Annotated in this window: 10 protein-coding genes; 6 read left to right on the top strand and 4 right to left on the bottom strand. The window is 68.8% G+C overall.

Features of this window, described 5'->3' with window-relative positions:
* Nucleotides 1-63: 63 nt before the first annotated feature.
* Both BN2156_RS24870 and BN2156_RS24865 read left to right on the top strand, forming a co-directional pair.
* Nucleotides 64-267: a hypothetical protein gene (locus BN2156_RS24870; RefSeq protein WP_090518527.1), complete on the top strand. Its 204-nt coding sequence runs from the start codon at nt 64-66 to the stop codon at nt 265-267.
* Between the two features lie 75 nt (nt 268-342).
* On the top strand, nt 343-885 hold the full coding sequence (locus BN2156_RS24865; protein ID WP_407661761.1) for an ATP-binding transcription factor AbmR: 543 nt from the start codon (nt 343-345) through the stop codon (nt 883-885).
* On the opposite strand, the gene BN2156_RS24860 is transcribed toward BN2156_RS24865, so the two are convergent.
* Genes BN2156_RS24860 through BN2156_RS24850 form a run of 3 tightly spaced genes read right to left on the bottom strand, consistent with a single transcriptional unit; the run spans nt 882 to nt 6,718 of the window.
* Entirely contained in the window at nt 882-3,047 is a 2,166-nt protein-coding gene (locus tag BN2156_RS24860; RefSeq protein ID WP_090517693.1) for a molybdopterin-containing oxidoreductase family protein, read from the bottom strand. The two genes, BN2156_RS24865 and BN2156_RS24860, sit on opposite strands and share 4 nt — an antisense overlap.
* Before the next feature lie 36 nt (nt 3,048-3,083).
* On the bottom strand, nt 3,084-4,976 hold the full coding sequence (locus BN2156_RS24855) for an ABC transporter ATP-binding protein (RefSeq protein ID WP_162490956.1): 1,893 nt from the start codon (nt 4,974-4,976) through the stop codon (nt 3,084-3,086).
* Complete coding sequence (locus BN2156_RS24850; protein ID WP_090517692.1) at nt 4,973-6,718, bottom strand: ABC transporter ATP-binding protein; 1,746 nt, start codon at nt 6,716-6,718, stop codon at nt 4,973-4,975. The genes BN2156_RS24855 and BN2156_RS24850 overlap by 4 nt, the downstream gene beginning before the upstream one ends.
* A 147-nt stretch (nt 6,719-6,865) precedes the next feature.
* Between BN2156_RS24850 and BN2156_RS24845 the strand changes: the two genes are divergently transcribed.
* Together BN2156_RS24845 and BN2156_RS24840 are read left to right on the top strand one after the other, a co-directional pair.
* Entirely contained in the window at nt 6,866-7,429 is a 564-nt protein-coding gene (locus tag BN2156_RS24845; RefSeq protein ID WP_090517691.1) for a DUF3558 domain-containing protein, read from the top strand.
* Complete coding sequence (locus tag BN2156_RS24840; protein WP_090517690.1) at nt 7,429-7,974, top strand: DUF3558 domain-containing protein; 546 nt, start codon at nt 7,429-7,431, stop codon at nt 7,972-7,974. Before BN2156_RS24845 ends, BN2156_RS24840 begins: the two co-directional genes overlap by 1 nt.
* Here the strand turns inward: BN2156_RS24840 and BN2156_RS24835 are convergent.
* Entirely contained in the window at nt 7,971-8,492 is a 522-nt protein-coding gene (locus BN2156_RS24835; protein WP_235625495.1) for a SixA phosphatase family protein, read from the bottom strand. The genes BN2156_RS24840 and BN2156_RS24835 overlap by 4 nt on opposite strands.
* Before the next feature lie 127 nt (nt 8,493-8,619).
* Between BN2156_RS24835 and BN2156_RS24830 the strand changes: the two genes are divergently transcribed.
* Nucleotides 8,620-9,771 carry a metallophosphoesterase family protein gene (locus BN2156_RS24830; protein ID WP_090517688.1) on the top strand — a complete coding sequence of 384 codons (1,152 nt, stop codon included), beginning with the start codon at nt 8,620-8,622 and terminating at the stop codon, nt 9,769-9,771.
* The gene (locus tag BN2156_RS24825; protein WP_090517687.1) at nt 9,768-12,401 is read left to right on the top strand and encodes an AAA family ATPase; all 2,634 of its coding nucleotides are present in this window, start codon (nt 9,768-9,770) and stop codon (nt 12,399-12,401) included. The genes BN2156_RS24830 and BN2156_RS24825 overlap by 4 nt, the downstream gene beginning before the upstream one ends.
* Nucleotides 12,402-12,413: the final 12 nt, after the last annotated feature.

Below are 12,413 nucleotides of genomic sequence, written 5' to 3'. Positions count from 1 at the left end.
CGACACCAGGTTACAAGTCGCCACTGCACTACGAACGTGGCGGACAGCTGGCATTCTGGTGCCATGGCAAAGGAAATCGACCCGATCCGTGCCCAGGGTGCGCTCGCGGTCTTGAAGCAGCACCCCGGCATGGTGCTGTTCGCGGCATCGCCGGCACTCATCGTGCTGGGCGCCGTGTGGTGGCTGGCCGGCCCGGGCTGGGCGGGGCTGCTGCTGGTCGCGCTGGTGCTGGCCGGCGGCGCTGCACTGCTGCTCAAACGCAACTGAGGCCGAACGGCGAAAAATCGACGTTCGCCGGGGGTGAACGCCGGCCCATCAGCGGTGTAACAGTGTAATCATGTAATCATGACCAAACATCAACACCGTCGCCGGCCCGCAGACGAGGCCGCCGAATGGTTCGCGGGGCGACTGCCCGATACCTGGTTCACCGGCGATCCGACCGTGATCGTCGACCGTGAAGAGATCACCGTCATCGGCAGACTCCCCGATGCCACCGACAATCCGGAAGGCGAGACCGCGGCACGCGCCTCTGGGCGGGCCTCCCGGTTCCGGGAGGAGACGCGCGGCGAACGCATGCGCATCGCCGACGAGGCGCAGGGCCGCTTCGACCGCAAGGTGTCCTGGGGCGTGGAGATCAACGCCGGTGAGGGCAACACCGAGCGAATCCTGTTCACCCACATCGCCGTACCGGTGATGACCCGGCTCAAGCAGCCTGAGCGGCAGGTGCTCGACACGCTGGTCGACGCCGGCGTGGCGCGGTCGCGCTCGGATGCCCTGGCCTGGTCGGTGCGCCTGGTCGGTCAGCACACCGAGGAGTGGCTGGGCAAGCTGCGTGAGGCGATGAAGACGGTCGACGATCTGCGTGCCGAAGGACCCGGCTCCTAGATCCGTTCGATCCCGACATAGACCGAGCCCAGCGTCGAGGTCTGGGACAGCGGATCGATGGACGAGCGGTCGGCCAGCAGGTTGCGGTTGACGCCGTAGGAATCCGGTGCGCCACCGTGACGCGGGTCGAATACCCGCGAGCCCCAGCCATGATCGAGCACCACGACACCGCGGCGGGGCCGGTCGCTGAGTGCGGCCGTCACCTCCAACTGCCCCGCAGGCGAGAACACGCGGACCAGGTCGCCGGTCCCGATGCCCAGCGCTGCGGCGTCCTCGGGGTGCACCAACACCTCGTTACCCTTGCCCGCCGGGTGCAGGCCCGGCAACTCATTGAGCCACGAATTCATCGAATGCCGCCGTCGGCGGTTGCCCAGCAGGAACGGGAAGCCTTCGGGCGGCGCGGGATCCGGCGCTGTGAGCAATTCGCGGGTTCGCGCCACGAACTCGGCGGGCGCCGCATGGACCTTGTGGTCGGGTGTCCGCAGCGCGTCGCGGAACCGGCCGAACTGCCGCGGGCCGAGCACCAGGCCATGCGGGTGGGCTTTGAGTTCGCGCCAGGTGAGCTTGTGTCCGTCGACCCTGCGCGAGGTGAGGATGATCAGGCGGTCCATCCAGTGCGGGCCGAATGACAGCCCGGGCCGTCCGGTGCGCGCCGCCAGCCACCGGGTGGCGCGGATGAAACCGTTGAACCCCTTGGCGCCGAACAGCGGACGGCGCATGGCCAGCGCCAGATCGGTGAACACCCGCCACTCCTCGCGAGCATCCTCCGGCGGTTCGACGGCCCTCACGCCGTACTGCACATAGGGCTCGTCGTGCATGCCGCTGGTGAAGGCCAACAGGTCGTCGCGTTCCAGCCAGTGCACCGCGGGCAGCAGCCAGTGTGCGTGCCGGTGGCTCTCGCGCTGCACCAGGTCGATGGCCACGAGCAGGTCCAACTGGGCCAGGGCCTGGTCGAGTCCGGCGCCGTCGGGGCCGGAGACCACGGGATTGCCCGAGTTGATCAGCAGGGCGCGGATCTGGCCGCGGCCGGGTGTGGTGATCTCGTCGGGCAGTTCGGCCAGTGCGTGCGCGCCGGCCACCAGATCACGTCCGGCCAGCCGGCTGATGTGCGGGCGGGTGGCGGCCAGGCCCGCCAGTCGCAGGGTGTCGACATAGCCGGGTTCGAAGCGGCGCCCACCCGGGCGGTCCATCCGGCCGGTGATCACGTTGAGCACGTGGCCCAGCCATTCGGCGACCGTGCCCGCGGCATGCAGCGACACCCCGGTGCGAGTGATCACCATCCCCGTTGGCGCCGAGGCGAATTCGCGGGCCACCTGTTCGATCACGGCACGGGCGATATCGCAGCGTGCCGCCAGGTCGTCGAGGTCGGCTTCGGCGGTCAGGGCGCGCAGGTCGGCCACTCCGGTGGCCAGCTCGGCGCAGTCGGTGCGGTGCTCGCGCCCCTCGTCGAGGATCACCTTCACCATCGCCAGCAGCAACGCCCAGTCCTGCCCCGGACGCACCGGCAGATGCAGATCGGCAGCCCGCGCGCTCTCGGTATGGATCGGGTCGACCACGACGATGCGCGCCCCCCGCTTCTGGCGCGCCAGCGCGCGTCGCCAGCCGCCCGGCACGGATTCCACCCAATTCCAGGCGCTCACAGCGGGGTTGGCCCCGATGATCAGGAAGTAGTCGCAGTTGTCGACATCGGACACCGGCACCATCAGCGGTGATCCGTACATTGCCTCGGCCACCACGTGCAGGGCGTTCTGGTCTACCGATCCGACCGCGTACCGGTTGTGCGTGCCGATGGCGTCCAGCCAGGCGTTCATGAACACCAGATTCGACGACGAGTACCCGGCCGGATTGCCGTAGTAAGCCGCGACCGCATCCGGTCCGCCGGTGTCGATGATCCGGTTCAACCGCTGGGCGATATCGCTGATCGCCTCGTCCCAGCTCGCCTCGACGTAGGTGTCGCCCACCCGGCGCATCGGCGCCATGATCCGGCGTGGATGTTCGACCACCTGGCCGGCAGTGCGGCCCTTGGCGCAGAAATCGCCCCAGGAGTGGGGATTGAGCTTGTCGGCGGCGATCTTGCGCACCCGGTTGTCCTCGACCGTCACCTCCAGCCCGCACGACGCCAGGCAGTACCGGCAGAACGTGTGCACGGTACTGGTCGTCATTACACTGACACTACAATTTGTAATGGGATTCGGGTGCTAAACCTGGGTCATTTCCCAGTACCGTCCGTGGCGTGACACGAGCTCCTCGTGGGTACCGCGTTCGATGATCCGGCCGGCATCCATCACCAGGATCAGGTCGGCATCGCGGATCGTCGAAAGCCGGTGGGCGATGATGAAACTCGTGCGGTCCCGGCGGAGTTCGGCCATCGCATGCTGGATCATCAGTTCGGTTCGGGTGTCCACCGCGCTGGTCGCCTCGTCGAGCACCAGCACCCGCGGCCGCGCCAGCACCGCCCGCGCGATCGTGATCAGCTGCTTCTCGCCGGCGCTGATGGCACCGCCGTCGTCGTCGACGCGGGTGGCATATCCGTCGGGCAGGGTGTGCACGAACCGGTCCACGTACGCCGCTCTGGCTGCCTCGAGCACCTCCTCCTCAGCGGCATCCGGCCGGCCGTAGGCGATGTTGTCGTAGATGGTGCCGCCGAACAGCCAGGTGTCCTGCAGCACCATGCCGATCGAGGACCGCAGCGACTGCCGGCTCACCGTAGAGATGTCCACGCCGTCGATCAGGATGCGGCCGGAGTCGACGTCATAGAACCGCATCAGCAGGTTCACGCACGTCGTCTTGCCCGCTCCGGTGGGCCCGACGATGGCCACGGTGCTGCCCGCCTCGGCCACCAGCGACAGGTCCTCGATCACCGGGGTGTCCGGGAGGTAGCTGAAGTTCACCCGCTCGAATTCGACCCGGCCAGAGCGGATCTGAAGCGGGGGATCCGGGTCGGGGGATTGTTCGTCGGCATCGAGCAGGTCGAAAACCCGTTCGGCGCTGGCGATTCCGGACTGCAGCGTGTTGTACATCCCGGCCACCTGGCCCAGCGGCTGGTTGAACTGCCGCACGTACTGGATGAACGCCTGGATGCTGCCCAGCGTGATCTGCCCGGTGGCCACCTGCAGGCCGCCCACCACCGCGACCGCCACGTAACTGAGATTGCCGATGAACATCGTCGACGGGCCGACCAGGCCGGAGAAGAACTGCGCCCCGATGCTGGACCGGTAGACCTCGTCGTTGAGTTCGTCGAAGCGCCGCTGCGCGGCCTCGCGGTGGCCGAAGGTCTTGACGATCGTGAAACCGCTGTAGGTCTCCTCGATGTGGGCTGCCAAACGGCCGGTGTTGCGCCACTGCGCGACGAACAACGGCTGGGAGCGGCGGGTGATCCAGCGGATCACCCACAGGGACAGCGGCACGGTGACCACGGTCAGCAGCGCCAGCAGCGGCGAGATGGTCAGCATCATCACCAGCACCGCGAAGACCGTCAGCACCGAGGTCAGCAGCTGGCTGATGGTCATCGACACCGAGCCCTGGATGTTGTCGACATCGTTGGTGACCCGGCTGAGCACCTCACCGCGCTGACGGGAATCGAAGTAGGACAGCGGAAGTCGGTGCAACTTGTCCTCAACTTCGGCGCGCAGTGCCACCATGGTGCGCTGCACGGTGACGTTGAGCAGCCGGGCCTGCAGCCAAACCAGCACCGCGGCAAGCAGATACAGCCCGAGCGCCAGGGCCAGGGTGCGGGCCACCGCGGCGAAGTCCACGCCCTGGCCGGGGACCACGTTCATGCCGGAGAGCAGGTCGGCGAACGCGGTGTCGCCGCGGGCCCGGGCCGCCTCGACGGCCTGCTCCTTGCTCAGGCCGGCGGGCAGCTCGCGACCGATCACGCCGTTGAACAGCAGGTCGGTGGCGTGCCCGAGGATCCGAGGGCCGATCACCCCGAGCGCGATCCCGGCCACACCGAGCAGCACCACCGAGATCGCCAGCCCCCGTTGCGGCATCAGGCGTCTGAGCAGCCGCACGGCCGATCCTCGGAAGTCCCGGGTGCGCTCGACCGGCGCGGCCGGGGTTCCGCTGCGGCGCAGCACGGGCCCGGTCATCGCGGGTCTCCGGCGGTGATGGCCTGCGAGGCGGCGAACTCGGCGTACGTGGGACAGTCGGCGAGCAGCGACTCGTGGGTGCCGACACCGACGATGCGGCCGTCCTCGACCACGACCACCTGGTCGGCCTCGATCACCGTGGAGATGCGTTGCGACACGATCACCACGGTGGCCTCGGCCGACACCTCACGCAGGGCCGCGCGCACCCGGGCATCGGTGTGCACGTCGAGCGCCGAGAACGCATCGTCGAACAGGTAGACGGCGGGTCTGCGGATCACCGCGCGGGCGATCGCGAGCCGTTGTCGCTGTCCGCCCGAGAAATTGATGCCGCCCTGGGCCACCGGGCGGTCCAATCCGTCGGGGTGGGCCCGGACGAAATCGTCGGCCGCGGCGATCCGCAGGGCGTCCCACATCTGTTCTTCGGTGAGGTCCTGTCCGGGTGCGGCGCCGTAGCGCAGGTTCTCGGCGACGGTCCCGGAGAACAGGTAGCCGCGCTGGGGGACCAGGCCGATCACCGCCCACAGTTGTTCGAGGTCGAGTTCGCGGACATCGACGCCGTCCATGCGGACCGCACCGGAGGTGACGTCGTAGAACCGGCAGATCATGGCCAGCAGGGTGGACTTGCCCGAACCGGTGGACCCCACGACCGCGGTGGTGGTCCCCTGGGCGGCGGTGAACGAAACCTGCTGCAGTACCGGGCGGTCGGCGCCGGGGTAGCTGAATGACGCCGCTTCGAACACGATCTCGCCGGCGATGGACACCGGTCGGACCGGCTCGGCGGGGCTGGTGATCTGGGGGCGGGTGGCAAGCACGCCGGTGACGCGCTCGGCGCACACCGAGGCCCGCGGGAGCATCACCGCCAGGACCGTCGCCATCAGCACGGCCATCAGAATCTGCATGAAGTAGGCCAGGAACGCGATCAGCGAGCCCACCTGCATGTGCCCGGCATCGATGCGCAGGCCGCCGAACCAGATCAGTGCGACGCTGGAGACGTTGATCACCAGGGTGGTGGCCGGCAGCATCAGCGCCTGCCACTGCCCGGCTTCCAGTGCGGTGGCCGACAGGGACTGGTTGGCCTCGGCGAACCGGCTCCCTTCGACGGGTTCGCGGGCGAAGGCCCGGATCACCCGGATGCCCGACAGCTGATCGCGCATCACCCGGTTGATCCCGTCGATCAGCCGCTGCATGCGACGGAAGATCGGCATCAGGCGGGTGATGATCCAGTAATTGGCCAGCGCCAGCACCGGGACGCTGACCAGCAGCAGCCAGGACAGTCCGGCATCCTGATGCAGCGCCATCAGGATCCCGCCGATCGACATGATGGGCGCGGTGATCAGGATGGTGGCGGTCATCTGTAGCAGCTGCTGGATCTGACCGACGTCGTTGGTGGTGCGGGTCAGCAGCGACGGCGCGCCGAACCGGGCGGTCTCCTCGGCCGAGAACGTGGTGACGTGATGAAAGATCGCCGAACGCAGATCGCGGCCGAAACTCATGGCCGCCCGTGACCCGAAGAACACCGCCCCGATCGCGCACACCACCTGCAATGCCGTCACGCCCAGCATCACGCCGCCGAGTTCGACGATGCGCCGGGTGTCGCCCTTGGCCACGCCGTCGTCGATGATGGCCGCGTTGACCGTCGGCAGGTACAGCGAGGCCAGGGTGCTGATCACCTGGAGTGTCGCGACGACCGCGAGCAGCCGCCGGTACGGCCGCACGTACTGTCGCAGCAGCGCCCAGAGCATCTGGCTACTCTCGCACACCGGCCCGGTGTCGTCGGTGTCCCGGCGTCATCGTGTCCGCGCCGATGAAAGTCCAGGTCAGTCGGCATGTCGGGATAGGGCATAGGTGTTGCCGCTACAGTGCATGGCGTGACTGTCCGCACGGCTGCCATGCCACGATTCGCCCACGCCAGAACACTTGCGGTATTGGCTGCGGCAATGGTTCCGGTGTTCGCCGGGTGCTCGTCCGGCGAGCCGGCGTCTCCGCAGGTTCCGCAGACCGAGTCGCCGAGTGCCGGTGGGGCGGGCAAGCACGGCCCGCATTTCCCGCATTGCGGCGGCGTGACCGACCAGACGGTGACCGAGTTGACGCAGGTGCAGGGGCTGGTCAACACCGCGACCAATTCCTCTGGCTGCCAGTGGCTGCAGGGCGGCAGCATTCTCGGACCGCACTTCTCGTTCACCTGGTTCCGGGGCAGCCCGATCGGCCGGGAACGCAAGACCGAGGAGTTGTCGCGGACCAGCGTGGAGGACATCAACATCGAGGGCCACGGCGGCTTCATCGCCATCGGGGAGAACCCGCTCAAGGCCGGCGACGTGAACCTGTGTGAGATCGGCATCCAGTTCGACGACGATTTCATCGAGTGGTCCGTGAGCTTCGACCAGAAGCCCTATCCCGATCCGTGCGAGGTCGCCAAGGAGCTGACCCGCCAGTCGATTGTGAATTCCAAATGATGACGCGACGTGGGGTTGCCGGGTTCACGGCCGCACTGGCGGTGCTCGCCGGGCTGACCGGGTGCACCAGCACGGTGGAGGGCACCGCGGCCAAGGAAGGTTCCAGCGGCGGCCCGAGCAACAACAAGTCGGAGAAGACCTACCCGAACCTGCTCAAGGAATGTGACGTCCTGACCGAAGACATCCTGGCCAAGACGGTGGGCGCCGACCCGCTCGACATCCAGAGCACGTTCGTCGGCGCGGTGTGCCGCTGGCAGGCGGCCAATCCCGCCGGCCTGGTCGACATCACCCGGTTCTGGTACGAGCAGGGCAGCCTGGAGAACGAACGCCAGACCGCCGAGAAGCTGCAGTACGCGATCGAGCAGCGCCGCATCGCCGGTGTCGATTCGATCATCATGAGGCCCGACGGGCTCAACGGGGCATGCGGCGTGGCCAGCGACGCCGCCGGTGTGGTCGGCTGGTGGGTCAACCCACAGGGGCCGGGCATCGACGCCTGCCCGATGGCCACCAAGCTCATGGAACTGACGCTGGCCACGAACTCCTAACGGGGTACGTGGAAGCGCACCAGCGTCGCGCCGCCCAGCGCGAGCTGGTCCCAGGGCCCGCTGGTGCGCAGCACGGCGATCGCCGAGGTCGGGAACTTCAGCGAGATGCTCTCGGCCGCAGTGCGGTTGGAGCCGTCGGACAATCCGAGTGCGACGGCGGACATGGCCGGCTCGTGGCCGATCAGCAGCACCGTGGACGGGTCGGTGCCGAAACGTGACGACACCCCGTTGATCTCGTCGATCACGGTTCCCGGCCTGGCGTCGTAGATCCGGTCGGCGTACTGCACCGGCGCTTCGATGGCGGTGCGCTCCAGCGTCTGACGGGTCCGCGTCGCCGTCGAGCACAGCACCGCGTCGACCGCGGCGAAATTGGCCCGGATCCAGTCGCCGGCCAGCGCCGCCTCCCTGATACCGCGAGCGGCCAGCGGACGGTCGTGGTCGGCCACCCCGTCGGGGTAGTCCGACTTGGCGTGGCGCATCAGCAGGAGGGTTCTGACCGGACTGATCGGAGTAGCCATCCTCAACAGGGTAGGCAACCAACCCGGGCCATGCCGTCGCAGGTCCCGGGACTTGTCGGCCCCCGGTTTTACACTCGCTTTGCTCGCACGATGAACCCGCGGGGATGACATGGAAGGGACAGGGCCGATGCGTTTTCTGCACACCGCCGACTGGCAGCTCGGCATGACCCGTCACTTCCTGAACGGTGAAGCGCAGCCCCGTTATTCGGCTTCGCGCCGGGAGGCAGTCGCGGCCCTTGGCGCGGTGGCCGCGGCCTCGGGTGCGGAGTTCGTCGTGGTGTCCGGTGACGTTTTCGAGCACAACCAGTTGGCCCCGCGCGAGGTCAGCTTGTCGCTGGAGGCCATGCGCGCCATCGGCGTGCCGGTGTATCTGCTGCCGGGCAACCATGATCCGCTCGATGCGGCGTCGGTCTACACCAGCGCGCTGTTCACCGCCGAATGCCCGGACAACGTCGTGGTTCTCGATCGCGCGGGGGTATACGAGGTGCGGCCCGGTCTGCAGATCGTGGCTGCGCCGTGGCGGTCCAAGGCGCCCACCTCGGATCTGATCGGCGATGTGCTGGCCGAGCTGCCCGCCGACGGGACGACTCGCGTCGTGGTCGGTCACGGTGGTGTCGACATCCTCGATCCGGACAAGGACAAGCCGTCGCTGATCCGCCTGGCCGTCGTCGAGGACGCCCTGGCGCGCGGTGCGGTTCACTATGTGGCATTGGGGGACAAGCACTCCCGCACCGAGGTCGGGTCGACGGGCCGGGTCTGGTACTCGGGCTCACCCGAGGTGACGAACTACGACGACATCGAGTCCGACCCGGGGCACGTCCTGCTGGTCGAGATCGACGAGACCGATCCGCACCGCGCCGTTCGGGTCGACTCCGAACGCGTGGGCCGGTGGCGGTTCGTCACGCTGCGTCGTGAGGTGGACACCGACCGCGACATCGCCGACCTGGATCTCAACCTGGATCTGTTGGCGGACAAGGAACGCACCGTGGTGCGCCTGGCGCTGACGGGCTCTCTGACGGTGACCGACAAGGCCGCGCTGGACGCCTGCCTGGACAAGTACGCCCGGTTGTTCGCGGCGCTGACCCAGTGGGAGCGGCACACCGAGATCGCGGTACTGCCGGCCGACGGTGAATTCGACGACCTGGGTATCGGCGGCTTCGCAGCGGCCGCGGTGGACGAGTTGGTGGCGACCGCCCGCACCGAAGGCGCCGGGGCCGACGACGCGCGGGCGGCGCTCGGGTTGTTGCTGCGCCTGGTCGATCGCGGGAGTGCGGCATGAAACTGCACCGCCTCGTCCTGACCAATTACCGCGGAATCACCCACCGCGAGATCGAATTCCCCGATCACGGTGTCGTGGTGGTCAGCGGCGCCAACGAGATCGGCAAATCCTCGATGATCGAGGCGCTGGACCTCCTGCTCGAAGCCAAGGACCGCTCGGGGAAGAAGGAGGTCAAGCAGGTCAAGCCCACGCATGCCGACGTCGGCGCCGAGGTGGTGGCCGAAATCTCCACCGGTCCTTACCGGTTCATGTACCGCAAGCGTTTTCACAAGCGCGCCGAGACCCAGTTGACGGTCCTGGCTCCGGTCCGCGAACAGCTCAGTGGCGACGAAGCGCACGAGCGGGTGCTGGCCATGCTCGCCGAGACCGTCGACACCAGTCTGTGGCAGGCCCAGCGGGTGTTGCAGGCGGGCTCGACGGCTCCGGTCGACCTTTCGGGCTCGGATGCACTGGCCCGGGCGCTGGATGTGGCCGCGGGCGAAGCGGTCACGCTCTCCGGGGACGAGCCGCTGTTGATCGAGCGGATCGACGCCGAATACCTGCGCTACTTCACCGCCACCGGCCGGCCCACCGGCGAGTGGGCAGCGGTCACCAAGAGGCTCGCCGCCGCCGAGGGCGAAGTCGCGCAGTGTGCCGCCGCGGTGGCCGAGGTCGACGACGCGGTGCGCCGGCACACCGAACTCAGCGCCGAGGTCAGCGGTTTGGCCGGTCAGCGCGAACAGGCCCAGGCCGGCCTGGCCACGGCCCGCAAGGCTGCCGAGACGGTTGCGGCGCTGATGCAACGGCTCAAGGAGGCCGAGGTGGTGGCCGAGGCCGCCCGGGTGGCGCAGGCCGCATCGGCTGCTGCGCTCACCGAACGCCGTCGGCTGCGGGCCGAACTCGACGAGCGCGCCGCCACCATCACCGAACTGCAGGCCGCATTGACCGTGGCCGATGGCGAATCCACCTTGGCGCGTGAGGTTCACGAGGCGGCCGAGGCTGCGGCCGAAGCGGCTCGGGTCGCGGCGCACGAGCTCGAGCTCCGGGTCGAGGCCGCCCGTGCCACGTTGACGCGGATGACCGACCGCGACGAGGCCGACCGGCTCGCCACCCGGCTGAGCAAGATCGATGCCGGGGTTCGGGAGCTGGACCGGGTCAACCGCGAACTCGCCGAGATGAGCCTCGACGATGACGGGATGCGGGCCATCGAGGCGGCCGCGGTGGCGGTGGAGCGTGCCGCGGGGCAGGCCGAACTCGCCTCGGCGCGCATCGAACTCGTCACCGTGGACAACCTCGCTGTCCGGGTGGACGATGCCGACGTCGCCTTGGAGGCCGGCCGGCCGTGGTCGGTCAACACCACCGCCGACACCGAGATCGACGTGCCCGGGGTGCTGACGGTGCGTGTGGTGCCGGGTGCCCCCGCCGCGCAGACTCAGGCCCGCCTCGCCGAGGCGCAGACCGCGCTGAGTGCCGCGCTGGCCGCGGCCGGAGTCGACGGCGTGGAGGCCGCTCGTGCCCTCGACACGCGCCGTCGTGAACTCCTCGGCAGCCGAGATCGGCTGAGCGCCACCGTCGATGCTCTCACCGGCGAGGATCAGCTGACGGAACTACGATCCCGGCTGACGCAGCTGCGTGCCGGTCAGCCCGATGAGGCCGGTCTGTTCGAACTGGCCGGCCCCACCGACACCGCCGCCGCCCGAACCGAACTCGAGGCCGCGGTGGGCGCGCACCGCCAAGCGGTGGCCGATTGCGAGACCAGCCGCAAGGTGATCGCCGCGGCGGCCCAGAAGCTGTCGGAGAAGTCGACCCGGCTGAGCGTGCTGCGCGACAAGCTCACCACCGCGCAGGCCGAGCTGACCGTGGCCGGTGGCCGGCTGGAAGTGCAGCGTGCGCAGACCGGCGACGACGAGCTGGCAGTCAAGGCCCAGGCCGCTGACGAGGAGGCGGCCGCCACCGCCGGCCGGGCCGCCGCCCTGCGCACGGAATTGGCTGCCACCGAACCTGATTCGGTGAACGCCGCGCTCGACGAGGCGGTCCGCGGCGCCGGCCTGCTGGACGCCCGTCACGAGTCGGCGGTCGAGGCGCTGCGGGAGGTGGCCGCGCAACTGAAGGTGTACGGCACCCAGGGACGCAAGGGACAACTGGATGCCGCCGAGACCGAACGCGAACACGCCCATGCCGAGTATCTACGGGTGCACCGTCGCGCCCGCGCGGCCGAGACGCTGCGGTCGGTGATGGCGCGCCACCGTGACGCCACCCGGCAGCGCTACGCCGACCCGTTCCGCCTGGAGGTGCAGCGGCTGGGCCGGCTCGTGTTCGGCGAGGACTTCGAGGTCGACGTCGACAGCGACCTCAACATCCGGACCCGCACCCTGTCCGGGCGGACGGTCCCGTACGAATCGCTCTCGGGTGGCGCCAAGGAGCAGTTGGCGATCGTCGCGCGGCTGGCCGGCGCCTCGATGGTGGCCAAGGAGGACAGCGTGCCTGTCATCATCGACGACGCGCTCGGCTTCACCGACCCGGACCGGCTGACCAAGATGGGCGCGGTGTTCGACGCCGTCGGGGGAGACGGGCAGGTCATCGTGCTGACCTGTAGTCCCGACCGCTACGCGAGCGTCGGCGGCGCACACCACATCGAATTGGCCATTTAGCCCCTCGCGCGG

This window comes from Mycolicibacterium neworleansense (assembly GCF_001245615.1).
Classification (GTDB): domain Bacteria; phylum Actinomycetota; class Actinomycetes; order Mycobacteriales; family Mycobacteriaceae; genus Mycobacterium; species Mycobacterium neworleansense.
The sequence above is the reverse complement of the archived record's forward strand: the minus strand, read 5'-3'. Positions and strand labels throughout refer to the sequence as shown.

Excerpts from the sequence above, each read along its gene's own strand:
- BN2156_RS24870 (WP_090518527.1), top strand. The coding sequence starts at position 64 with ATGGCAAAGGAAATCGACCCGATCCGTGCCCAGGGTGCGCTCGCGGTC.
- BN2156_RS24860 (WP_090517693.1), bottom strand. The coding sequence starts at position 3,047 with ATGACGACCAGTACCGTGCACACGTTCTGCCGGTACTGCCTGGCGTCG.
- BN2156_RS24855 (WP_162490956.1), bottom strand. The coding sequence starts at position 4,976 with ATGACCGGGCCCGTGCTGCGCCGCAGCGGAACCCCGGCCGCGCCGGTC.
- BN2156_RS24850 (WP_090517692.1), bottom strand. The coding sequence starts at position 6,718 with ATGCTCTGGGCGCTGCTGCGACAGTACGTGCGGCCGTACCGGCGGCTG.
- BN2156_RS24845 (WP_090517691.1), top strand. The coding sequence starts at position 6,866 with ATGCCACGATTCGCCCACGCCAGAACACTTGCGGTATTGGCTGCGGCA.
- BN2156_RS24840 (WP_090517690.1), top strand. The coding sequence starts at position 7,429 with ATGACGCGACGTGGGGTTGCCGGGTTCACGGCCGCACTGGCGGTGCTC.
- BN2156_RS24835 (WP_235625495.1), bottom strand. The coding sequence starts at position 8,492 with ATGGCTACTCCGATCAGTCCGGTCAGAACCCTCCTGCTGATGCGCCAC.
- BN2156_RS24830 (WP_090517688.1), top strand. The coding sequence starts at position 8,620 with ATGCGTTTTCTGCACACCGCCGACTGGCAGCTCGGCATGACCCGTCAC.
- BN2156_RS24825 (WP_090517687.1), top strand. The coding sequence starts at position 9,768 with ATGAAACTGCACCGCCTCGTCCTGACCAATTACCGCGGAATCACCCAC.